Source organism: Nonomuraea jabiensis, from assembly GCF_014204795.1.
GTDB classification, from domain to species: domain Bacteria; phylum Actinomycetota; class Actinomycetes; order Streptosporangiales; family Streptosporangiaceae; genus Nonomuraea; species Nonomuraea jabiensis.
In genome coordinates this window covers 3,843,143-3,866,003 of record NZ_JACHMB010000001.1, presented here as the reverse complement: position 1 = coordinate 3,866,003, position 22,861 = coordinate 3,843,143, and the positions used below count along the sequence as shown (strand labels likewise).

Here is a 22,861-nt window from a genome sequence, read left to right as displayed (position 1 = left end):
CCCACTCTCGGCTCTGTCGGCCCGGTCGCCCCCGATTAGACACGTTGACGTCGCGTCAAGGTCAACCCGGACGACACGCCTCAAGTGCTACCTTTCGCACTCCGCGAGGATCATCGTCCACGAGGCGGCGGGCAGCCGCGCCGTCATCCGGTCACCGTCAGCCCGTACGGTCAGCGGCTGCGGAAGGGCCTCCACCCGGTGCGGGTCGTCCCCGGCGGCGATCACCGAGGCCGACACCGGCCGGACCGCCGCCGGGAGCCGGGCGGTGAGGTCGAGGTCCTGGTCGGGCGAGCGGTTGACGGCGAACAGCGCCACCCGGGACCCGTCGACGGTGGCCACCGCCGACAGCGCGGGCGCCTCGCCGTACCGTTCGGTCTCCAGGAGCGGCCCGGACGGCTCCACCCGCAGCACGGTGCCGCGCGCGTGCCGGGCCGTCAGCGCGAACGGGTGGAAGATCGTCTGACGCCAGGCCGGGCCGCCGGGTTCGGTCCTGATCGGCGCGATGATGTTGGCGAGCTGCGCCTGGCAGGCGATGCTCACCCGGTCGGCGTGCCGCAGCAGCGTGATGAGGAAGTCCCCCACCACCACGGCGTCGGCGGCGGTGAAGGTGTCCTCGATCAGCTCCGGCGCCTCCTGGAACGGCGAGCGCTCGCGCCCGGTGAACCGGCTCTGGTTCCAGACGTTCCACTCGTCGAAGGACAGGTTGATCTTCTTCTTGCGCCGGAGCTTCGCCCCGATGTGGTCGGCCGTGGCCACGATGGCCGAGATGTAGCGGTCCATGTCCACGGCGCTGCAGAGGAAGCCGGGCAGGTCGCCGTTCTCCTCGTAGTAGTTGTGCAGCGACAGGTAGTCGACCGCGTCGTAGGCGTGTTCGAGCACGGTGGCCTCCCACGCGCCGAACGTCGGCATGCCGCTGTTGGAGCTGCCGCACAGCACCAGCTCGATGCCGGGGTCGACGAGCCGCATGGCCTTGGCGGTCTCGTTCGCCAGCCGTCCGTACTCGTGCGCGGTCTTGTGCCCGATCTGCCAGGGTCCGTCCATCTCGTTGCCGAGACACCACAGCCTGATCCCGTACGGGTCGGTCACCCCGTGCTTGACCCGCAGGTCCGACCACTGCGTACCCGAGGGATGGTTGGCGTATTCGAGCAGGTCACACGCCTCCTGAAGGCCCCGGGTGCCAAGGTTGACGGCCATCATCGGCTCCACCCCGGCGGCCCGGGTCCAGGTCATGAACTCGTTGAGCCCGAACGCGTTCGTCTCGATCTGCCGCCAGGCCAGGTCCAGCCGGGCGGGCCGGTCGGGGCCGACGCCGTCCTCCCAGCGGTAGCCGGAGACGAAGTTGCCTCCCGGGTAGCGGACCACGCTCACGCCCATCTCGCGGGCCAGCTCCAGCACGTCGGTGCGGAAGCCGTTCTCGTCCGCCGCCGGGTGGCCCGGCTCGTAGATGCCGGTGTAGACGCACCGGCCCATGTGCTCGACGAACGAGCCGAACAGGCGCCGGTTGACGGGGGCGATGCGGAAGGAGGGGTCAAGGGTCAGGTGTGCTTGCGGCACGGGTCAGGCTCCTCGGTAGACGCGTACGTAGTCGAAGTCGGCGTTGACGGCCGGCTGGGCCCCTCCGTGGGCGACCAGGCCGATGCGCACGGCCGTGTCCTTGGGGAAGGTCCACACGCCGCCCCAGGTCCAGGTCCTGCCGTCGCGGCTGGATCCGGCGCGGAACTCGTGCTCCCCGTTGGCCGGGTCCACGTGGTGCGCCAGCCGCAGCCAGGTGGTCCTGGCGGGCGGGCCGACGATGTTGCCGCCGTAGGACAGGCGGCCGGCGAAGGTCAGCTCGCGGCCGTACTCGACCTGGCGGGTGTTCCAGATGGCGACCTGGGACAGGCGGGCGAAGTCGTCGTCGGAGGCGTAGGCGACCAGCCCGGCCTGCTGGTAGTTGCGTACGGCGTCCTCGCCCAGGTCGAGCGTGACCTTGGTCTCCACGACGTAGTCGCCCTCGGGGGCCTCGCGCAGCAGCACCGACGCCTTGTTGTCGGCCCCGACCAGGTCGGCGCCCTGGACGGGCCAGCGCAGCACGCCCTCCTCGACCTTGGCCGCGGCGTCCTGCCGCACCCAGGTCCAGCGGGAGTCGAGGGCGCCGGTGAACTCGTCGGCGTCCAGCAGCCTGCCCGTACGCGGCGTCGGCGCCGCCCTGGTGACGGCCTTGAACAGCGGGGCGGCGGAGACGTTGTCGAAGTCGGCGACCCCGTCGGCGACCAGCCCGATGGGGCCGTTCGCGCTGCCGGTGACGGTGAGGCTCGCCTGCGGGTCGCGGAGCCGGGCCTCGGTCACCTCGGCGGTGATCGTCCGTCCCTTGACGGTGACGGCCAGGTTGTGCCAGGTCGCGGCCCCTCCGGGCAGCGGCACCGTACGGGACGTGCCGCCCGAGGTGAGCGTCAGCCCGTCGCGCGAAACGACCGCGGTCGTGCCGCCGATGCGGATTCCTGCGGATTTGTCCGTCTTGAGGTCGGTCTCGACGCGGATGTCCCCGCCGAGTGACTTGCGGCTGATGAGCGTGCCCTGGCCACGGACATGTCCATCCTGTACGGTCCAGCCGGCCGTGTTCCGCCAGCCCGACAGATCGCCCGCGAACCGATCGTCCACGACCCCGCGGGTCACCGGCGTCTCCCGCGACTGCTCGGAAGGGCCCGCCCCCGCACGCACGGCCGGCCAGCCGTCGATCCAGTCCAGCCGGTCCAGCAGCATGGGGCGCTCGTTGATCCCGTACGGCTCGTCCAGGAACGGGTCGCTTCGATCGATGGCGTGGTAGAGCATCCAGTCCTGACCGGAAAGGTCGGTGAGCTGGGCGTGGTGGCCGGTGCCGATGAAGCGGTTGCCGTTCTGGTCCAGGACGGGGGTGCCACCGGCGCGCGAGGCCAGCAGCGGCACGCCCTCGCGGTCGACGAACGGCCCGCGCGGGCTGGTCGAGCGCCCGGCCAGCACCGAGTAGCCGGTGGTCGGGCCGGCGCAGCAGTTCGCCGAGGAGCCGAGCAGGTAGTAGTAGCCGTCGTGGCGCACCACGTACGCGCCCTCGAACTTGTTGTCGATCGCGACCTGCTGCGGCTGCCCGGTGGCGCGCAGCCCGTCGGCGGACAGCTCGGTCACCCACAGGCCGCCGAAGAACCCGCCGAAGTACAGGTACTTGCGCCCGTCCACGTCGGTGAACTGCGAGGGGTCGATCGTGTTCCAGTACGAGTTGCCCGAGGGGCGCGGGGCGACGACCGGGGCGTCGATGTGCGTCCACGGCCCGGCCGGCGTGGGCGCCGTGGCGGCGCCGATCGAGTAGTCCCAGTTGGCGGGCGTGGTGGCGGTGTCGGTGACGGTGAAGTACATGACGTACCGGCCGTCGAGGTAGCGGATGTCCGGCGCCCAGAACAGGCTGCCCGGCGCCGCGTACGACGGCAGGTTGTCCGGCCCGAACGCGTCCCCTATGTAGGTCCAGTTGACCAGGTCGGCGGAGCGGGCGATCGGCAGCCGGTGCAGGACCTTCTCGCCCTCGCGCAGCGGGTCCGACGTGCCGTAGGAGTACCAGTAGCCGTCCTGCCCGCGGATCACCGACGGGTCGGCGAACGTGTCGGAGAAGGAGCCGGACACCGGATTGGTGAAGAGGGAGAGGATCAGCGTGGCGATGACAGCCAGGTGCATGTGTCAGCCCTTCAGGCCACTACGAGAGATGCCTTCGATGACGTACCGCTGGGTCAGACTGAAGAGGATCAGGACGGGGATGCTGGCCAGCACCGCGCCCGCCATGATCACCGGATAGTGGATCGTGTACGCGCCCTGCAGGATCGACAGGCCCGGCGGCAGCGTGAAGTACTCGGGACTGAAGATCACGTAGATCGGCCAGATGAAGTCGTTCCAGTTGGACAGGAAGCTCAGCACCGCCAGCGTGGCCAGCGCGGGCCGCGACAGCGGCAGCGTGATCCGCCAGAAGATGTGCCAGTGGTTGGCGCCCTCCATCAGCGCGGCCTCGTCCAGCTCGCGCGGCAGCCCGACGAAGAACTGCCGCAGGAAGAACACCCCGAACGCGCCCGCCGCCCCCGGCACGACGAGGGCCGTCAGGCTGTCCAGCCAGCCGAGCTGGTCGACGATCAGGAACTGCGGGATGAGGAAGACGAACCCCGGCACCAGCAGCGTGCCGACGATCACGCCGAACATCAGCTTCTTGCCGCGGAACTCCAGCCTGGCCAGCGCGTACGCGGCCAGCGACGACACCGCGAGCACCAGCAGCATGTGCGCCGTGGCGGCGATGAGACTGTTGGCGAACCAGCGCAGCACCGGCGTGTCCGTGGTGCCCTGGAAGACCGTCCCGTACGCGGACGTCGTCGGCTCGGCGGGCAGCAGCGTGGGCGGCACCCGGGTGGCCTCGGTCTGCGTCTTGAACGACACGCCCAGGGCCCACACCAGCGGCCCCACGAACAGCACGGCGAGGGCCAGCAGGCCCGTGTAGCGCCTCATGACCGGGTCCTGAACAGCCGGAAGTTGACCACGCTGACCAGGATCAGCAGCAGCGTGAGCAGGTAGCTCATGGCCGAGGCGCTGCCCATCTTGTACTCCCTGAGCCCCTGCTGGAGCATGTACATGATCGCGGTCCGCGTGCCCCCGCCCGGCGCCCCCTGGGTCAGCAGGTACGACTGCCCGAACATGTTCGCCGAGGCCAGGATCGTCGTCGTCACCACGAACAGCGCGACGGGCCGCAGCCCCGGCAGCGTGACGTGGACGAACTCGCCCCACCGCCCCGCGCCGTCCACCTTCGCCGCGTCGTACAGCTCGCGCGGGATGTCCTGCATCCCGGCCAGGTAGATCACCGCGTTGAACCCGAGCGTCCACCAGACCGTCACCCCGACCAGCGCGATCCACGCCCACGGCGTCGCGGTGGTCCAGGGGATCGGGGTGCCGAGTATCCAGTCGACCAGGCCGAGGTTCGGGTCGAGCAGCAGCCGCCACATCAGGCACACCACCGCCACGCCCAGCACGAACGGCGCGAAGAACAGCCCCCGGAACAGCGTCCTGCCCCGGAAGGGCCGGTTGAGCAGCAACGCCACCCCGAGCGGGAGCACGACCAGGAACGGCACGCTGAACACGGTGAAGATGCCTGTCGCCCGCATCGACATCCAGAAGTCGCCGTAGACGGGCGACTGGTCGTCGAACAGCGCCGTGTAGTTGTCCAGGCCGACGAACGGCTTGCCTTCCAGCATGTAGTCCCAGTCGTGCAGGCTCACCCAGATCCCGAACAGGGCCGGGGCCAGCACGAACACGCAGAACAGGATCAGGTAGGGCGCCAGGAACAGGTACGGCGTCGCCTTGCCCGATCGGGGAATGCGCACCTCCCGCTCCAGAGTCTCTTCCGCCGAGATCGCGACCATCAGGCGCCGTACTTCTTCCGGTTGGCCTCAAGGATCTTGTCGGCCTTGGCGGCGGCCTCCGTGAGCGCGTCCTTGGGGCTCTTCTTGAGCAGGATGGCCGCGTTGATCGCCTGGTCGACGACCGCGGAGGCGTCCCCGATGCCCGCCACCGACGGCAGGAAGTACAGGTAGTCGATCTGGGTGCCGATCGTGGCCTGCTCCTTCAGCGCCGCGAACTCCGCGCTGTCGCGGATCGACTTGCGGGCCGGCACCTGGCCGCCCTTGGCCCACTCCAGCGAGTGGCCGCTGATCCAGTTGATGAACACCTTGGCCGCGGTCAGCTTGTTCTGGTCGGGCGTGCCCTGCTTGAACACCACGAACTGGTGCGAGCCCGCCCACGCCGCCGGCTCCGACCCGATCTGCGGGAGCGGCGCGACGCCCCACTCCAGGTTCTTGATCTCCTTGAGCGTGTTGATGGACCAGATGCCGTTCCAGTTGAACGCGGCCTTGCCGTTCTGCAGGGCGATGAAGTCGGCGTCCTGGCCGACGTTCTTGGGGCTGTAGCCCTTGTTGACGAGGTCGACGAGCCAGGTCAGGGCCTGCACGCCGGGGTCCTCGGCGAAGCGCGAGGCACTGGCGTCGTCGGCGAAGAGCTGCCCACCGTTCTGGTAGAGCAGCGTCCCGAACTGCATGCTTCCGGTGAACGGGAACGGCGTGGCCCAGTGCCCCTGGATGCCCGCCTTCTTCAGCGCCTCCAGCGCCGCCATGTACTCCTCGCCGGTCTTGGGCGGCTGCTCCGGGTCGAGCCCGGCCTGCTTCATGACCGTCTTGTTGTAGAACAGGCCGAGCGGGTGCACGTCGAGCGGGATCGAGTAGCGAGCGCCCTTGTAGACGCCGGCCTTCCAGACCGGCGGGGAGAAGTCCGCCTCGGTGAGGCCGAGCGCGTTGGCCACGTCGTCGAGGGGCAGGACCACCTGCCGCGCCGCGTTGGTGGCGACGCTGTCGACGTGCATGATGCCGAGGTCAGGGCCCTGGCCGGCGGACACGGCCGCGGGGACCTTCGCGTAATAGTCTTCCCACTTGTAGACGTTCATCGACACCTTGATGTTCGGGTGCTCGGCGTTGAACTGGTCCACCAGCTTCTTCATGACGGGGCCGTCGCCGCCGGTGAAGCCGTTCCAGAACTTCAGCGAGACCGAGGGACCGGTGTATTCGGTGGGCGCCGCCGTGGTTGCCGGTGCCTGCACCTGCTTGGGGCCGCCGCCTCCGCCGCAGCCCGCGGCGCCGATGACCAGCGCACCGAGGCCGAGGCCCAGTGCGCGCCGCCTGGAGAGGTTGTCGAGGGACATGCCAATCACTCCTGCCCGTGGGGTTACGGACGTTCTACATCGTTGGTTCCAACGTTGTAAATTGCCTGGCGCCAGTTCGTTACATCGTTGTAAACCAGGTAGGGTTCCGATGGCGAAGGGGGCATGGTGCGGCCGAGGCTGAAGGACGTCGCCGAGCTGGCCGGGGTGTCGATCAAGACCGTGTCCAACGTGGTCAACGACTATCCCCATGTCAGCGAGGAGACACGCGCCCGGGTGGAGGCGGCGATAGCCGAGCTCTCCTACCGGCCGAACCTGTCGGCGCGCAGCCTGCGCGCGGGCCGCTCCGGCGTGGTCGCGCTGGCGGTGCCCGACCTGGACAACCCCTACTTCGCCGAACTGGCCACCAACGTCATCGAGGCGGCCGACCGGCGCGGCTGGACCGTGCTCATCGACCAGACCCAGGGCGACCGGGCCAAGGAACGTGTCGTGATCTCCGGGATCCGCGACCACCTCATCGACGGGCTGCTGTTCAGCCCGCTCGCGCTCACGGGCAAGGACCTGGCCGGGCGCGACGAGCGTACGCCGATGGTGCTGCTCGGGGAGCGCATCGGGACGGGGCGCTCGCCGTACGATCACGTCGGCATCGACAACGTGGCCGCCGCGCGGGCGGCCACCCTGCACCTGGCCGAGCGCGGCAGGCGCCGGATCGCCGCCATCGGCGTGCAGCGCACGGCCGTCGCCGCGACGGGCCGCCTGCGGCTGAAGGGCTACCGGCAGGCGCTCGCCGAGGCCGGCGTCCCCGCCGACCCGTCGCTGGTCGCGCCGGTCGCCCGCTGGGGGCGCGCCGACGGCGCCGAGGCCATGAGCCGCCTGCTCGACTCCGGCGCGCCGGACGCGGTCTTCTGCTTCAACGACACGCTCGCGCTGGGCGCCCTGCGGACGCTGCTCAAGCGGGGGTACGAGGTGCCGGGCGACGTGATGGTGATGGGGTTCGACGACATCCAGGACGGCCGGTTCGCCACGCCCACGCTGTCGACCGTGGCGCCCGACAAGGCGCTGATCGCGCAGTCGGCGGTGGACCTGCTGGCCGAGCGGCTGGGCGGCGGGACGGACAAGGCACACGAGGTGTGCGTGCCGCATCGACTGGCATTTCGGGAGAGTACGGACTTGCCGGGGATCACCTAGACCCGTGATGAGGGGGAGGCCTCAGGCGCCCGGGGCGGCGACGGCGTCGGGCGGGAGGCGGCGCGACAGGCGCAGGAGGGTGAGGGCGGCCAGCGCGAGCAGGACGGTGAGCGTGCCCCACAGCAGCGCCGGCGCGGCGCCCAGCAGGGCCGAGAAGGCGGCCGGGGCGACGACGTTGCCGATGGCCCAGGTCTGCTGGTGGATCGCCAGGTATCGGCCGCGCAGGGCGGGTGGTGCCGCCGCCGCGGCCAGGGCCCAGGACGGGGTGGCGTGCATCAGCTCGCCCGCCGTGAAGACGAGGGTGGCCGCCACCAGGGCGATGACACGCGGCGGCCCGGGGGGAAACGCGGCCGCCGCGGCGTACGCGACGCACGACACGATCAGGACCGCTCCGCCGAGGGCCATGGCGTGGGTACGGCGGGCGGCGCGCTGCCGCCGCCGGACCGCGAGCTGGCCCACGGCCACCAGGATCGTGTTGAGCGTGTACAGCAGGCCCAGCAGCCAGGCGGGGGCGCCGAGCACCGTGACGGCGTACACCGGCAGCGCGACCGGAAGGACCAGGCGCGTCAGCGTGAACGCCTGCTCGGCCGCCACCAGCCCGAGGAACGGCCGGTCCGCCAGAACCCGCCGGTAGCCGCCCGGCTCCGGCGGCGCCGGCTCCACCGGTGCGCGCCGCCCCGACAGGACCAGGCAGCCGGTGGCCACGACGAAGCTGGCCGCGTTGACCGACGCGATGACCACGAAGCCGGTCGTGCCGCCCAGCGACACCACCCCCGCCGACAGCAGCCCGCCCAGGCCGAACGCGACGTTCCTGGCGGTCGACATCAGCGCGTACAGCCGGTCCCGGTCCGCGCCGGTGGCCAGGACCGAGATGTAGCCGCCGGAGGCCGGATAGTAGGCCCGGTCTCCGAACGCGACCACCGCCGCGACCACGATCAGCGCGGCGAACCCGTCCACGAACGGGTACGCGGCGAAGCCCAGCCCGCGCAGCACGTACGTGCCCATCAGCACCCGCCGCGCGTCGAACCGGTCGATGAGCACGCCTGCCACCGGATTGGCGGCCAGCCCCACCGCGGCCGCGGCCGTCACCCCCAGCCCGACCACGGTCATGGGCAGGCCGGTGACGCTGTGGATGAACAGCAGGGTGAGCGGGTAATACAGGCCGCTGCCCAGGGCGTCCACGAACATCCCGACGAGAAACGGCCGCACGCCCGACTGGCGCTGCGCGGAGGCGATCGACATGAGCAGGAGTATCAGCACGCGCGAGGCCGGTTTCGGATCCGCCGCGCGCCCTAGGCGTTCTACGCCGATGGTCCTAGCACCCGGGTGAGCGCTGCGGCGATCCACGTAAAAGGCCAGGTCAGGAACGGTGCGACACGCTCTTTGCGCGTATGGGGCCTATCGCTCGCGGGTATCGGTCGCATGCATCTCCGGCAACACGACCGTGCCTGAAAGGGAATCCGATGACCCAGACCGCAGAGCGTACCGAGACGACCGAGCGCGACACCGAGGAGCGGGAGGCGTTCGAGTCGCTGATGTTCGCCGCACTCGCGGCCCGCCGCGAGGAGACCACCGAGACCGGCATCGAGCACCCGCTCCTGCTCGCCATGCTCATGCGCCGCCGCAAGGAAGGCGGCATGAGCATGATGGAACACCCCCTCCTGCTGGCCATGCTCATGCGCCGACGCACCGAAGGCGAAGAGACCGGCATCGAGCACCCGCTCCTCCTCGCCATGCTCATGCGCCGCCGCAAGGAAGGCGGCATGAGCATGATGGAACACCCCCTCCTGCTCGCCATGCTCATGCGCCGACGCACCGAAGGCGAAGAGACCGGCATCGAGCACCCGCTCCTCCTCGCCATGCTCATGCGCCGCCGCAGGGAGAGCGGCATGAGCATGATCGAGCACCCTCTCCTGCTCGCCGCGCTCATGCGCCGCCGCACGGAAGGCGAAGAAGCCGGCATCGAACACCCGCTGATGCTGGCCGCGCTTGCGTCCCGATAACCGCCCGACAACCGCCGACCACCGCGCCCGCCGGCCCGCAAGGAAGAACGCCGCCTCCTGGTTTCCCGGCAAGGGGAGATCGGGAGACGGCTCACACCGACCGTAAAGGAGCACCTCATGGCGCCGGAGCAAACCGGTAACTCATCCGAGCACAACCCTCTGGAGTCCATGATCGACGACCTCATCCGCGACATCCTCAGCGAGTCCGGCCAGACCACCAAGGCCCGCGCCCGGGGCATGGACCCCATGGCGAGCCTGATCGAATCGGCCCTCTCGTCGACCTCGCGTACCGCGTCGAAGGCGTCGCCGATGGAGAGGCTCCTGCTCACGCAGGTGTTGTCGTCCGCGTTGGCGGACGCTCTCGCGCCGGCGCTGGCAGAAGTCCTGGCACCGGAGATCATGAAGTCTTTGGAGCATCATCTGTCTCCCGGACCGACCAGCGGCATGGCTTCGACGCGCAGCCCCGCCAAAGGAGGGACGACGAGCAGAAGGAAGACCTGAACCTCCGGCCGCGCCGGCAGGGCCCGGCCGCCGTCCGGCAGCAACCCCGCGACGGCGACCGGGCCCTGCCGCCTGACGGCCCGGGACACCCGCCGCCTGACGGATAGGGCACCCGCCGCCGGCCCTGCCGCCTGACGGATAGGGCACCCGTCGCCGGCCCTGCCGCCTGACGGACCGGGCGCTCGCCCGAAATCAGGGCTCGGGCGGCTTATGGCGCGTGCTGGTCAGGTGGAATCATCGGCGCATGAACGCTGACGTCATCGTCGTCGGGGCCGGGCTGGCCGGTCTGGTGGCGACCTGCGAACTGACCTCCCGAGGCAAGAAGGTCGCCGTGGTCGACCAGGAGAACGCCGCCAACCTGGGCGGCCAGGCCTTCTGGTCGTTCGGGGGGCTGTTCCTCGTCGACTCCCCGCAGCAGCGGCGGATGGGCGTGAAGGACTCCTTCGAGCTGGCCTGGAACGACTGGCAGGGCAGCGCCCAGTTCGACCGCCTGGACGACGAGGACTCCTGGGCCGTGCGGTGGGCGCGGGCCTACGTCGAGTTCGCCGCCGGGGAGAAGCGGGCCTGGCTGGACGGCCTGGGCATCAAGTTCCTGCCCACGGTCGGCTGGGCGGAGCGGGGCGACCTGCGCGCGGACGGGCACGGCAACTCCGTGCCGCGCTTCCACGTCACCTGGGGGACGGGGCCAGGCGTGCTCAAGCCGTTCGTCCGCAGGGTCCGGCAGGCGGCCGACAGCGGGCTGGTCACCTTCCACCACCGCCACCAGGTGGACGAGCTGATCGTCAGCGGCGGAGCCGTACAGGGCGTGCGGGGCACGCTGCTGGCCGAGGACGACTCGCCGCGAGGGGTGGCCTCCAACCGCGACAGGATCGGCGAGTTCGAGCTGACGGCACCGGCGGTGATCATCACCAGCGGCGGCATCGGCGGCAACCACGACCTGGTGCGCCGCTACTGGCCGGAGCGGATGGGCAGCGCGCCGGAGAGCATGGTCACGGGCGTGCCGGCGTACGTGGACGGCCGGATGCTCGACATCAGCGCCGAGGCCGGGGTGCGGCTGGTCAACCGCGACCGCATGTGGCACTACACGGAGGGCCTGCGCAACTGGGACCCGATCTGGCCGGGCCACGGCATCCGGATCCTGCCCGGCCCCTCCTCCATGTGGTTCGACGCGCTGGGGCGGCGGCTGCCCGACCCGTGCCTGCCCGGCTACGACACGCTGAGCACCCTGCGCCACCTGCGCGGCACGGGCCACGACCACTCCTGGTTCGTGCTCACCCAGAAGATCATCGAGAAGGAGTTCGCCCTGTCGGGCTCCGAGCAGAACCCCGACATCACCGGCAACGACCGCAAGGCGTTCCTCCTGGAGCGCCTGCTCGGGAAGGGCGCCCCCGCCCCGGTGGAGGCGTTCATGCGCAACGGCGCCGACTTCGTCGTGGCCGGCACCCTGGACGAGCTGGTCGCCAAGATGAACCAGCTGACGCTCGAACCCCTGCTCGACACCGACCTCGTGCGCCGCCAGATCGAGGCCCGCGACCTGCAGGTGGCCAACCCGTTCAGCAAGGACTCCCAGGTCCAGGGCATCCGCAACGCCCGCCGCTATCTCGGCGACAAGCTGGGCCGGACCGTCGCCCCGCACCGGATCCTCGATCCCGCCGCCGGGCCGCTGATCGGGGTCATGCTCCACGTACTCACGCGCAAGACGCTCGGCGGCATCCAGACCGACCTCGACTCCCGCGCCCTGGGGCCGGGCGGCGAGCCCGTCGAGGGGCTGTTCGCAGCGGGCGAGATCGCGGGGTTCGGCGGTGGCGGCGTGCACGGCTACAACGCCCTCGAAGGCACCTTCCTCGGCGGCTGCCTCTTCTCCGGCCGCCAGGCCGGCCGCGCCGCGGCACGCTGACCTGTCTCCACAGGCAGCCGTAGCGCGGCGAGAACGCCACTGTCAGGGAGGACCCGGCCCCCGCTCGGCCTCGGATCGTTGACCGGACGACATGATGGCTTGCGGAAAGTCGAGAGCATTTGTCGGAATCGCCTGCGGCGGCCACCGCCCGGACGGCAGACTGTTGACCGCGGCCATCACGAGCCATCCTCCGTTCTCTGACGAGAGCCCGCGGAGGGGGCCGGGGTGGCCGTCACCATTCCCCGGATCCCCTCAGCACCCCCGGACACCCTCAAGCTCCTCCGGGCACCCTCAAGCTCCTCCGGGCACCCTCAGCACCCGGACACCCTCAAGCTCCTCCGGACCCCCGCAACACCCCCGGACACCCCCAGCACCCCCGGACACCCTCAAGCTCCTCCGGGCGCCCTCAGCTCCTATGGGGGCCCTCAGCTCAGCAGCCGGGCTTCCAGCTCCGGGGCGAGGCCGACGCTCGGCCGGTCCGGGCGCATCGGGGGCCGGCCGCCGATGCTCTGGAGCCACTCCCACGTGTCGGCCACCGTCTCCTCCAGCGGACGGCACCGCAGGCCCGCCGCCAGCGCCTTGGACACGTCGCCCCCGTGCAAGAAGTCGTAGTCCTCGCCCACCAGCCAGACCGGCAGGTCCGTCCACGGCTGCACGCCCGCCGCCAGGATCTGCTCGGCCGGCAGCCAGCGCAGCTCGGCATCCGATCCGGTCACCTTGACGCAGGTCTCCAGGAGCTGCCCCATCGTCGCGAATCCCGGCGGGCTCACCACGTCGTAGGCCCCGCCGAGCCCGCGCTCGGCGGCCGCCAGGCACCAGACGGCCAGGTCACGGGCGTCGATGTACTGCAGGCCGAGGTCGCGCGGCTCCGGGGCGGGCACCGGGCCGCCGCGGGCGATCCGGCTCAGCCACCAGGGCAGGCGCCCGATGTTCTCGTGCGGGCCCAGGATGAGGCCCGCACGGGCCAGCAGCGCCCGGTCCCCGAACGCCGCCACCGCCGCGAGCTCCGCCCCCGCCTTGTCCTTGGCGTAGTCGCCGTCGCCGTCGTCGGCCGCCACCGCCACGACCGGGGCGCTCTCGTCCGCGCCGAACGGCACCGGCGGTGCGTACACCGACCGGCTGGACACGTAGACGTAATGGCCGGCCCGGCCGGCCAGGAGCGAGGCGGTCGCACCGACCGCGGCCCGCGCCCACGACCAGGTGTCGACCACCACGTCCCACTCCCCGCGCTCCAGCGCCGCCAGCCCGCCGGGGGCCGTCCGGTCGCCGCGGAGCGCCGTCACGCCGTCGCGCGGCTCGTGGGTGCCGCGGTTGAACGTCGTCACCTCCCAGCCCAGCGCCACCGCCTCGGCGACGAACGCCCGCCCCACGAACTCCGTACCGCCCAGCACCAGAAGCCTCATGGCATCCACCATGTCCCACCGGGCCCGGACGCGGTAGGTGTGCACGCCCTGAGCGGAATCGCCACCAGCGAAAACGCAGGTGGTGCCGGTGGCCTCGGGCGGGCGTCCGGTCATGTTGCGACGGCCGTGCACGGGTAAATGTCACAGACAGTGATGCAGTTGGGACGGGACGGGATGGTGAGACGGCTGTTTCCACGCTCGATCCGCGCACGGCTGACCACGGTCGCGACCTTGATAGCGGCCGTGGTCTTCATCGCGACCGCCACCATCACGCTCGCCACCATCCCCGACAACCTGCGCGGCGTGGTCCAGGCGAGGGTCGAGCTGGCCGTACGGCGGGTCGCCGCCGAGGCGCGGGCCGGGACCCTGCCCCGGGTGCTGGAGACGCCGTCACGCGTCCACATCCTCCAGGTGTTCACGGCGGACGGCAGGCTGCTCGCGAGCAGTCCCGACCCGGCCCAGGGCCTGCGGCTGGCGGACCTCAGGCCCGTCTGGCCCCACACCGTCCGCTTCGCCGAGCGCACCGTGTCCCGCAACCCCGACGAGCCCGAGACCCACTACCTCGTCATGGCCCTGACGACGCAGACCCCTGGGGGCCCCGTGACGGTCTACGGGGCGTCCTCGCTGACCGATGTGGACCGAGCCCTCAAATGGATATATGTCCTGGTATTCATTGGCACTCCGCTCGTCCTGGTGAGCGTGGCCGGCATCACCTGGATCTCGGTCGGGTCCGCGTTGCGCCCCGTCGAACGCATCCGCGCGGAAATGGCCGAGATCACCGGCCAGGACCTCAGCAGGCGCGTACCCGTGCCCGACACCGGCGACGAGATCACCGACCTGGCCACCACCACCAACGACACCCTCGACCGCCTCGAACGCTCCGCCGAGACCCAGCGCCGCTTCGTCGCCGACGCCTCCCACGAGCTGCGCAGCCCCATCTCGGCCCTGCGCGCCCAGCTGGAGGTGGCCAGCGCCTATCCCGACGAGACCGACTGGAGGGCCACCGGCGAGCAGGCGCTGGCCGCCGCCGACCGCCTGACCGGCATCATCGACGAGCTGCTGATGCTGGCCCGGCTGGACGCCGGCGCGGTCAGCGAGCGCCGCGTGGTGGACCTGGTCCGCGTCGCCGAGGACCAGATCCGCCGCCGCGCGGGCGGCCGGGTGCCCATCCTCCCCGACCTGTGCGCCTCGGCCCCCGTCTACGGCTCCCCCATGCAGCTCGACCGGCTGCTGACCAACCTGCTCGACAACGCCACCCGGCACGCCGCCACCCGGATCGACCTGGAGGTCGCGGTGGAAGGCGACAAGGTGATCGTCACCGTGACCGACGACGGCGACGGCATCCCGCCGCAGGACAGGGAGCGCGTCTTCGAACGCTTCACCCGCCTGGCCCCCGCCCGCGCCAAGGACAAGGGCGGCAGCGGCCTCGGCCTGGCCCTGTGCCGCGACATCGCCACGGCCCACGGCGGCACCGTCACCGTCGCCGACCACTTCCCCGGGGCCCGCTTCGTGGTCACCCTCCCCCTTTACGGGAAGCCGTGATCGATCGCGGTCTGCCGTAGGCTCGCGCCCATGGATCTGCGCCAGCTCGCCGCCGAGATCGAACCCATTTCCAGCCGGTACGCGGACCAGCTCGGGATCGAGCGCGACGACACCTGGTTCCTGCTCAAGCTCCAGGAGGAGATCGGCGAGCTGACCCAGGCGTTCCTCATGCGCTCGGGCCGGGCCAGGACCAAGGGGCGCACGGCGGACGAGCTCGACGCGGGCTTCCGGGAGGAGCTGGCCGACGTGCTGTGCCACGTGGTCCTCCTGGCCCACCATCACGGGGTGGACCTGGAGGCGGAGGTGGCGCGCAAGTGGCTGGCCTGGAAGCGCTGATGGGTGCGCCGTTACGGCGGCCGGCCCCGTGCGGGTCAGCGGGCGTCACCCTGGAGGTCCTGTGCCACGTGCGGCGGGTGGTGCCGGCCGTGCTCTGCCGTACAGGATGAAAAACCACGTGCGGCGGGAGACGGGCCGCACGGAGAAAAGCGGGCGAAAAGAGGGCGGCCCGCCCGAGAGGAAACGGGCGGGCCGGAGAAAAGACGGGTCGGTCGACGACAGTGATCCCGGTGGTGATCACCGGGATCACGGATCAGTCGACGGCGGTGATTCGGGTGGTGGCCGGCGGGGCGATGGGGTTGTCCTTGCCGAGCTGCTCGACGAAGGCGTCGATGTCCAGCGGCCCGCTCCACAGGTCGGTGCCGTCCTTGAAGCCCGCGAAGGCGTCACCGCCGCCCACGAGGAAGTTGTTCGCGGCGACCCGGATCGACTGCGTGTCCGTCACCGGCACCCCGTCGATCTTCATGTTCGACACCTTGGAGCCCCAGGCGGCGCTCCGGCTGTAGGTGTAGGTGAAGTTCGACGACGGCTGCAGGATCTTGGCGAACGGCTGGTTGTTGGGCCCGCCGGTGAACTGCTGCTCGAGCACGGTCTTGAGCTGGGCACCCGTGAGCGTGACGACCTGCATGAGGTTGTTGAACGGCTGCACGGTGAACGCCTCGCCGTACGTGACGACGCCGTCGCCCTCGTTGGCCGGGGACGACGCGTACGTCAGGGACGCCCGCACGCCGCCCGGGTTCATCAGGGCGATCTGGGCGTTGCCGCCGGTCTTCGTCGCGGCCAGCTGGCCGTCGGCGATGAGGTCGCCGAGCGCGGACTCGCCGGAGGGCGCGGCCGTGTTCGTGATGTCGGCGGTGATCTTGCCGACGGGCTTGTTGGCGACGGGGGCGACGCGGTCCTTCCACGTCTGCACGAACGCCGAAATTTCGGGATCCGGGGTGACTGTCCGGGTCACCACGTGGTTGTCTGCGACGACCGAGGCGCGGTCGATGTCCCGCGTCTTGACGTTCACGTTCAGGTCCACCTGCGTGATGACCCGCCCGAACGAGCCGCCCTGCGAGTAGACGCGGTCGTTGCCCGCCGGGTCCTTGACCTTGCACAGGTACGCCTGGTGGGAGTGCCCGCTGAGCACCACGTCGATCTCCGGGTCCACCTGCGTGGCGATGCGGTTGCCCGCCCCCGGGACGGCGCTGCAGGCGTCGGGCGACTGGCCCGCGTTCACCTGGTCACCCTCGTGCACCAGGACGACCTGCGCCTTCACCCCGACGAGCTTGAGCAGCTTCGAGGCGACGTTCGCGGCCTTCACCTCGTCCACGAACTTGAGGTCCTTGATCCCCTCGGCCGTGACGATGTTCGGCGTGGTCTGCGTGACGAGGCCGATGAAGCCGATCGGCACGCCGTTCATCCACTTGATGCTGACCGGCGGCAGCGCGGGCACGCCCCAGTCCGACAGGACCTGCTTGACCTGCGCCGAGTCCGAGCCGCCGAGGGCGGCGAGCGCGTCGGTCTTCTCGTTGCGGTTCTTGAACAGGACGTTCGCGCCCACGTAGTCGAACGTCGCGCCCTTCCACGGGCCGGCGGGCGAGCAGCCGTCCACCGGGTGGCAGCCGCCCTTCATGATGCGCCGCAGCTCGGTGTAGCCCTCGTCGAACTCGTGGTTGCCCACCGCGGCCACCTTGAGCCCCAGCTTGCCCAGGAACTCGACCGACGGCTCGTCGTGGTAGGCCGCCGAGATCAGCGGCGTCGCCCCGATGAGGTCGCCCTGGGCCACGGCGATGGTGTTCTTGTCGGCCAGGGCCTTCATGTGGGTGGCGACGTACGCGGCGCCACCGGCGTCCACGGTCTGGCCGTTCTCGTCCACCATGCGGCCGGAGGATCCGGTGGGGGGTTCGAGGTTGCCGTGGAAGTCGTTGAGCGCGAGCAGCCGTACGGGCACCGTACGAGGGGCTTTGCTCGCGTCCGCCGGGAGCGTGGCGAGCATGACCGCACCCGAGGCGACGGCTCCGGCCAGCGCCAGCCGGAGGAAGGAACGAGACGTCATGGCCCAAGACGTTACGGCGGGAACCTATGCAGCCAATGTCGCAAAGGTAACGATTTGTCAGGTTGTCACATGGCGTTATTTGCCAGTCATACGCCTAGAGTTCGTTCTGTGAGCGAACGATGGGATTGGCGCCAGGTGATCGCTCGCAGCGAAGGAGGGCCTGTGGGCGAGCATGTGAAGGTCAGGGAACGGCTCGATGACACCGAGGTCGCCGCGGTGCTCGGCCTGGTGGAGGCGGCGACGGAGGCCGACGGCGTCCGCCCGCTCAACGAGCACGTGATGCTCCATCTCCGCTACGGCGGCGACCCGCAGGCCCGGTCCCTGCTCCTGGAGGCGGACGGCACCCTCGTGGGCTACGCCCACATCGACCCGACGGACGAGGTCGAGGGCCCGAGCGCCGAGCTCGTCATCCACCCCGCCCACCGCCGTCAGGGCCACGGCGCGCGCCTGCTGAGGGCGGTCACGGAGCTGGCGGACGGGCGGCCGCGCCTGTGGGCGCACGGCGACCACGAGGGCGCCGGGGCGCTGGCGGCCGCGTTCGGCTTCGAGCGGGTGCGCTCGCTCTGGCAGATGCGCCGCTCCCTCTTCGCCCCTCTTGAGGCTTCCGCCCTGCCGGACGGGGTAGAGCTGCGCACGTTCGTACCGGGTCAGGACGAGGAGGCCTGGCTCAAGGTCAACGCCGCCGCCTTCGCCCACCACCCCGAGCAGGGCGCCTGGACGATGGACGACCTGCTCCGCCGCGAGCAGGAGCCCTGGTTCGACCCGGAGGGGTTCTTCCTGGCCTTCCGCGGCGACCGGCTGGCCGGCTTCCACTGGACGAAGATCCACGGCTCCTCGTCCCACGGCCACGAGCCCCTGGGAGAGGTGTACGTCGTGGGCGTCGATCCCACGCAGCAGGGCACCGGCCTGGGCCGGACGCTGACCCTGGCCGGGCTGTGCCACCTGCGCTCGCGCGGCCTCGCCCAGGCGATGCTGTACGTGGACGAGGCCAACACGGCGGCGATCAGGTTGTACGAGTCGCTCGGCTTCAACCGCTGGGACGTGGACGTGATGTACGCGCCCGCCGGGGAGGCCGCTACTCCACGAGCGAGTGAAGGATGAAGTAGGAGACGGCGGCCACCAGGGCGGCGGCCGGGATGGTCAGGATCCAGGCGGTCACGATGTTCCCGGCGATCCCCCACCGCACGGCGCTGAGCCGCTTGGTGGCCCCCACGCCCATGATCGCCGTGGTGATCGTGTGCGTGGTGGAGATCGGCGCCCCGAACCCGATGGCGGCCCCGTACAGGACCGTCGCCGCCGCCGACTCCGCGGCGAAGCCCTGGGGCGGGTCGAGCGCGATGATGCGCCGGCCCAGCGTACGCATGATGCGCCAGCCGCCCGCGTACGTCCCCAGCGAGATCGCCCCGGCGGCGGCCAGGATGACCCACTGCGGGATGGGGTCGGACGGTTGGGCGAACCCGCCGACGGTGAGCGCCAGGAAGATGACACCCATGGTCTTCTGCGCGTCCTGCAGGCCGTGCCCGAGCGCCATGGCGGCGGCCGAGACGGTCTGCGCGTAGCGGAAGCCGCGGTTGGTCTTGCCCGGCTGGCTGTTGCGGAAGATCCAGTAAATTGCGATCATGATCGCGGCCGCCAGCGTGAACCCGATCAGCGGCGACAGCACCATCGGGATGACGACCTTGTCGACCACGCCGTCCCAGTGCACCACGCTGGCCGAGGCCAGGGCGGCGCCCACCAGGCCGCCGATGAGGGCGTGACTGGAGGAGGAGGGCAGGCCGAAGTACCACGTGATCAGGTTCCAGGCGATCGCGCCGATGAGCGCCGAGGCCACGACGACCAGTCCGTGGGGGCCGTCCGGAGCGTCGATGATCCCCTTGCCGACCGTCTGCGCGACCTGGGTGCCCAGGTGGGCGCCGATGAAGTTCATGGCCGCGGCCATGAACAGCGCGGCCCTGGGGGTCAGGGCCCGGGTCGAGACGGAGGTTGCGATGGCGTTCGCCGCGTCATGGAACCCGTTGGTGTAGTCGAACGCCAAAGAGATGACGACCACGCCGATGACGAGGGCGAGCGTAAGGTCCACTACTGGGCCTAGCTTTCCTTGACCGCGATTGACTCGACGGTGTTGGCCACGTGCTCGAAGGCGTCGGCCGCCTCTTCGAGGGCGTCGACGACCTCCTTCATCTTCATGACGGTGAGCGCGTCGTACTCGCCGCTGAACAGCTTGGCCAGCAGCCTCCGGTAGACCTGGTCACCCTGGTTCTCCAGGCGGTTGACCTCGATCCAGTACTCGTTGAGGTTCTTCATGGACCGCAGCCGCGGCATCGCCTCGGCCGTCAGCTCGGCGGCCCGCTCCAGCACCTCGACCTGCCTGACCACGTCTTTCGGCAGGTGGTCGAGCTGGTACAGGACGATGAGGTCGGAGGCCGCCTCCATGGCGTCCATCACGTCGTCGAGGTTGGACGCGAGCCGGTAGATGTCCTCACGGTCGAACGGAGTGATAAAGCTCTCATTCAGCCGGTTCATGATCGCATGGGTGCGTTCGTCCCCAGCGTGCTCGCAAGCGCGCATCTTCTCGGCCAGGGCTTCCCTGTCCGATCCGTCACTAATGATCTCTACCAGCAAACGGGATGCGGTGACCAGGTTGTTCGCGGAGTCTGCGAACAGGTCGTAGTAGCTGTCCTCACGTGGCGTGAGACGCAGGCGCACGTCGTTCTCCAGATGTGCGGGGATGGTCCGTGGAAAGGGTACGGGCTACCAGGCGAAATGCGAACTTCATGTCCCCTTCTCCTACTGGTTACCCTGCGTATGTTGTGCAACACCCGGGACAGAGGGTACTTTGATGTCTTTTTTGTCTCCTTACCGGGGGACCGATATCAAACCTTGGTCCGATGGAAGTCCCGGAACGACCGCGACGGCGTCGGCCCCCGCTGCCCCTGGTAGCGCGACCCGTACTTCTCCGACCCGTACGGATGCTCGGCAGGCGAGCTGAGCCGGAACACGCACAACTGCCCGATCTTCATCCCCGGCCACAACTTGATCGGCAACGTGGCCACGTTCGACAACTCCAACGTGACATGCCCGCTGAACCCCGGATCAATGAACCCCGCCGTCGAATGCGTCAGCAACCCGAGCCGCCCCAGCGAACTCTTCCCCTCCAGCCGCGACGCCAGATCATCCGGCAGCGTCACCACCTCATAGGTGGAGGCCAGCACGAACTCCCCCGGATGCAGGATGAACGGCTCATCCCCATCCGGCTCGACCATCCGCGTCAGATCCGGCTGCTCCACCGAGGGGTCGATGTGCGGGTACCGGTGGTTCTCGAACACCCGGAAGAACCGGTCAAGCCGTACGTCGAGGCTGGAGGGCTGGATCATGTCCAGATCGAACGGATCAAGCCCGAGCCGGCCGGCTTCGATCTCGGCGAGGATGTCGCGGTCAGATAGCAGCACGGAGAGCAACCTACCGCCCGATCGGAAACTCTGTGGGGTCGGGATTGCTGTTGTACGCCAAGTTTCCGCTACAGTGGGGGACGCGGCTTCGGGTCGCACGCGGGTGTAGTTCAATGGCAGAACATCAGCTTCCCAAGCTGACAGCGCGGGTTCGATTCCCGTCACCCGCTCTCAGTATGAAAAGCCAGGCCAGGGATGGATTCCCGACCTGGCTTTGATCGTTTGTGGGGCTCTCTTCGATCTTCCGTGCAATTGGCGTGCAATTAGCCCACGGGAGTCAGCACACTCGCCGAGCCGTCATCGTCGCCCTCGTCGTGCTGCTTGAGCTGCTGATCGATGGCATTCGTGATCGCCTGGTCAGCGCCCCTGACCGCGTGCTGGTAGATCATGGCCGCCCTGACGTTGTCGTGCCCCATCCGGGCCATCAGATCCTTGAGACCGGCCCCCGACATCGCGGCCAGCATGTTCCCGGTGTGACGGAGATCGTGGAAGTGCAGGCCGGGGAGCCCCATGTCCTTGACCACGTCCACCCAGCGCGTACGGGTGTTGAACCCACTACGCCGCATCGGCCCGCCCTTCGCGGCCGGGAACATCAGTGCCGCCGGCTCGTCCTGGACGTAGGTGTCCATGTGCTCTTTGAGGACGGGGATGATGCTCTCGGGGATGCCCACGGTCCGCCGGCCCGCCTTGGACTTGGGAGGCCCGAGGAGCAGCCCACCTGTGGAGCGTTCCACGAAGGCGACACGCACGCGAACGGCCTTGACGACGAGGTCCACGTCCATCCGACGCAGCGCGCTGACCTCTCCCCACCGGAGACTCGCGAACGTGGCCAGCAGGACCATGGCACGGAACCGGCGATCTTGATCGGAATCCGCCCTGCCGTCACGGGCCATCTCCCACAGCGCCCGCTCAGCTTCTGCCCGGGTCAGGAAGATCTCAGGATGCGTCCGCATCTCCCCGTGACGCTGGAACCGTAGCCGGTAGGCCCCGTCCTTGACCTTGCGCACATTGCCGAAAGGACGACGGCCGAGGCGGTCCGCCAGTTCGAAGACCTGAGGAACGGTCAGCACTGGACGCTCCTCAGCGTGCTCAGCGTCCGCCCCGCGGATCCGGCACGGGTTACGAGGGATGATCCCGTCGTCCTCCGCAGCAGTCATGAGCACAGCCCGTAGGAGCCTGTACGCCTTCGCCAGCATGGTCGGTGACACGCCCTTGCCGAGCAGGTCGGCCCGCCACCTCCGGACCATGGCGGTAGAGAGCCTCCCGAGCTGGACAGTGCCGAGGTAGGGCGTGATGTGCTTGTTCAGCGTCCAGGTGTAGAGATCGACGGTCCGCGGACGCAGGCCCGGACGTTCCTTGATCCACATCTCGGCGTAGTCCTTGAGCTTGATCTTGCCTCGCTCGGGGTCGATCCAGTCTCCCTTGACGATCTCGGCCTCGATGAGGGAGAGCGCACGTTCCGCGTCCCCCTTCCGCTCGTAGGTCTCCGGAGCGTTGTGGCGCCGCCCGTCCGGACCAAGGTAGGACGCTTGATAACGGCCGGAAGGAAGCTGACGGATGTTGCCGAAACGTCGGTGGTTCGGCTTGTTGCCCTTGGCCATCAGGCAGCCCTCCCTGTGACGTCATGGCTTGTGAGCGGTGCGACGGTGCCCGCGACGACGAAGGCGATCAGTGCGGACTCACGGATGCGGACGTGCCGCCCGACCTTCACGAACTCGATCCGGCGTTCGGCGATCAGTCGGCGGACGAAGCGAACCGAGGTGCTGAGCAGTTCGGCCGCTTCCGCGACGGTGAACAGTTGGTCCAAGATCTC

General features: G+C 69.8%; 20 protein-coding genes and 1 tRNA gene. 8 read left to right on the top strand and 13 right to left on the bottom strand.

Annotation, left to right across the window (positions count from 1 at the left end):
* Positions 1-87: 87 nt before the first annotated feature.
* From arfA to HD596_RS17575, 5 genes are read right to left on the bottom strand one after another with little or no spacing between them, the layout of a single operon-like run.
* Positions 88-1,554: an arabinosylfuranosidase ArfA gene (gene arfA / locus HD596_RS17595; RefSeq protein ID WP_185070364.1), complete on the bottom strand. Its 1,467-nt coding sequence runs from the start codon at positions 1,552-1,554 to the stop codon at positions 88-90.
* 3 nt (positions 1,555-1,557) lie between these two features.
* Complete coding sequence (locus HD596_RS17590) at positions 1,558-3,681, bottom strand: glycoside hydrolase family 43 protein (RefSeq protein ID WP_185070363.1); 2,124 nt, start codon at positions 3,679-3,681, stop codon at positions 1,558-1,560.
* Positions 3,682-3,684: 3 nt separating this feature from the next.
* Positions 3,685-4,494: a carbohydrate ABC transporter permease gene (locus HD596_RS17585; RefSeq protein ID WP_185070362.1), complete on the bottom strand. Its 810-nt coding sequence runs from the start codon at positions 4,492-4,494 to the stop codon at positions 3,685-3,687.
* Positions 4,491-5,402 (bottom strand): carbohydrate ABC transporter permease, encoded by a 912-nt coding sequence (locus HD596_RS17580; RefSeq protein WP_185070361.1) that lies wholly within the window; start codon positions 5,400-5,402, stop codon positions 4,491-4,493. The genes HD596_RS17585 and HD596_RS17580 overlap by 4 nt, the downstream gene beginning before the upstream one ends.
* The gene (locus tag HD596_RS17575; RefSeq protein ID WP_185070360.1) at positions 5,402-6,730 is read right to left on the bottom strand and encodes an ABC transporter substrate-binding protein; all 1,329 of its coding nucleotides are present in this window, start codon (positions 6,728-6,730) and stop codon (positions 5,402-5,404) included. The genes HD596_RS17580 and HD596_RS17575 overlap by 1 nt, the downstream gene beginning before the upstream one ends.
* A gap of 123 nt (positions 6,731-6,853) precedes the next feature.
* Here HD596_RS17575 and HD596_RS17570 point away from each other — a divergent pair, with 123 nt between their 5' ends.
* On the top strand, positions 6,854-7,876 hold the full coding sequence (locus HD596_RS17570; RefSeq protein ID WP_221519377.1) for a LacI family DNA-binding transcriptional regulator: 1,023 nt from the start codon (positions 6,854-6,856) through the stop codon (positions 7,874-7,876).
* A gap of 21 nt (positions 7,877-7,897) precedes the next feature.
* On the opposite strand, the gene HD596_RS17565 is transcribed toward HD596_RS17570, so the two are convergent.
* Positions 7,898-9,118: an MFS transporter gene (locus tag HD596_RS17565; protein WP_185070359.1), complete on the bottom strand. Its 1,221-nt coding sequence runs from the start codon at positions 9,116-9,118 to the stop codon at positions 7,898-7,900.
* Between the two features lie 221 nt (positions 9,119-9,339).
* On the opposite strand from HD596_RS17565, the gene HD596_RS17560 reads away from it, so the two are divergent.
* From HD596_RS17560 to HD596_RS17550, 3 genes are all read left to right on the top strand, one after another.
* Entirely contained in the window at positions 9,340-9,879 is a 540-nt protein-coding gene (locus tag HD596_RS17560) for a hypothetical protein (protein WP_185070358.1), read from the top strand.
* Between the two features lie 117 nt (positions 9,880-9,996).
* Entirely contained in the window at positions 9,997-10,380 is a 384-nt protein-coding gene (locus HD596_RS17555; protein WP_185070357.1) for a hypothetical protein, read from the top strand.
* 244 nt (positions 10,381-10,624) lie between these two features.
* Complete coding sequence (locus tag HD596_RS17550) at positions 10,625-12,277, top strand: FAD-binding dehydrogenase (RefSeq protein WP_185070356.1); 1,653 nt, start codon at positions 10,625-10,627, stop codon at positions 12,275-12,277.
* A 425-nt stretch (positions 12,278-12,702) separates the two neighbouring features.
* On the opposite strand, the gene HD596_RS17545 is transcribed toward HD596_RS17550, so the two are convergent.
* The gene (locus tag HD596_RS17545) at positions 12,703-13,680 is read right to left on the bottom strand and encodes an NAD-dependent epimerase/dehydratase family protein (protein WP_185070355.1); all 978 of its coding nucleotides are present in this window, start codon (positions 13,678-13,680) and stop codon (positions 12,703-12,705) included.
* A 174-nt stretch (positions 13,681-13,854) separates the two neighbouring features.
* On the opposite strand from HD596_RS17545, the gene HD596_RS17540 reads away from it, so the two are divergent.
* Positions 13,855-15,222, top strand: coding sequence for a sensor histidine kinase (locus HD596_RS17540; RefSeq protein ID WP_185070354.1), 1,368 nt, complete (start codon positions 13,855-13,857; stop codon positions 15,220-15,222).
* 30 nt (positions 15,223-15,252) lie between these two features.
* The gene (locus HD596_RS17535) at positions 15,253-15,558 is read left to right on the top strand and encodes a nucleoside triphosphate pyrophosphohydrolase family protein (protein ID WP_185070353.1); all 306 of its coding nucleotides are present in this window, start codon (positions 15,253-15,255) and stop codon (positions 15,556-15,558) included.
* 253 nt (positions 15,559-15,811) lie between these two features.
* Here the strand turns inward: HD596_RS17535 and HD596_RS17530 are convergent, their stop codons facing one another.
* On the bottom strand, positions 15,812-17,599 hold the full coding sequence (locus tag HD596_RS17530; protein WP_185070352.1) for a bifunctional metallophosphatase/5'-nucleotidase: 1,788 nt from the start codon (positions 17,597-17,599) through the stop codon (positions 15,812-15,814).
* Positions 17,600-17,761: 162 nt separating this feature from the next.
* On the opposite strand from HD596_RS17530, the gene mshD reads away from it, so the two are divergent.
* Positions 17,762-18,700 (top strand): mycothiol synthase, encoded by a 939-nt coding sequence (mshD, locus tag HD596_RS17525; RefSeq protein ID WP_313044390.1) that lies wholly within the window; start codon positions 17,762-17,764, stop codon positions 18,698-18,700.
* Here the strand turns inward: mshD and HD596_RS17520 are convergent.
* From HD596_RS17520 to dcd, 3 genes are all read right to left on the bottom strand, one after another.
* Positions 18,675-19,679, bottom strand: a complete 1,005-nt coding sequence (locus HD596_RS17520) for an inorganic phosphate transporter (protein ID WP_185070350.1) — start codon at positions 19,677-19,679, stop codon at positions 18,675-18,677. The two genes, mshD and HD596_RS17520, sit on opposite strands and share 26 nt — an antisense overlap.
* Positions 19,680-19,687: 8 nt before the next feature.
* Positions 19,688-20,305 (bottom strand): DUF47 domain-containing protein, encoded by a 618-nt coding sequence (locus HD596_RS17515; protein WP_043625094.1) that lies wholly within the window; start codon positions 20,303-20,305, stop codon positions 19,688-19,690.
* Between the two features lie 167 nt (positions 20,306-20,472).
* Positions 20,473-21,048, bottom strand: coding sequence for a dCTP deaminase (dcd, locus tag HD596_RS17510; protein ID WP_313047551.1), 576 nt, complete (start codon positions 21,046-21,048; stop codon positions 20,473-20,475).
* 99 nt (positions 21,049-21,147) lie between these two features.
* On the opposite strand from dcd, the gene HD596_RS17505 reads away from it, so the two are divergent.
* Positions 21,148-21,218, top strand: a tRNA-Gly gene (locus HD596_RS17505).
* A gap of 93 nt (positions 21,219-21,311) precedes the next feature.
* Here HD596_RS17505 and HD596_RS17500 read toward each other — a convergent pair.
* Both HD596_RS17500 and HD596_RS17495 read right to left on the bottom strand, forming a co-directional pair.
* Positions 21,312-22,649, bottom strand: a complete 1,338-nt coding sequence (locus HD596_RS17500; RefSeq protein ID WP_185070348.1) for a tyrosine-type recombinase/integrase — start codon at positions 22,647-22,649, stop codon at positions 21,312-21,314.
* Positions 22,649-22,855: a helix-turn-helix domain-containing protein gene (locus tag HD596_RS17495; protein WP_221519376.1), complete on the bottom strand. Its 207-nt coding sequence runs from the start codon at positions 22,853-22,855 to the stop codon at positions 22,649-22,651. Before HD596_RS17495 ends, HD596_RS17500 begins: the two co-directional genes overlap by 1 nt.
* Positions 22,856-22,861: the final 6 nt, after the last annotated feature.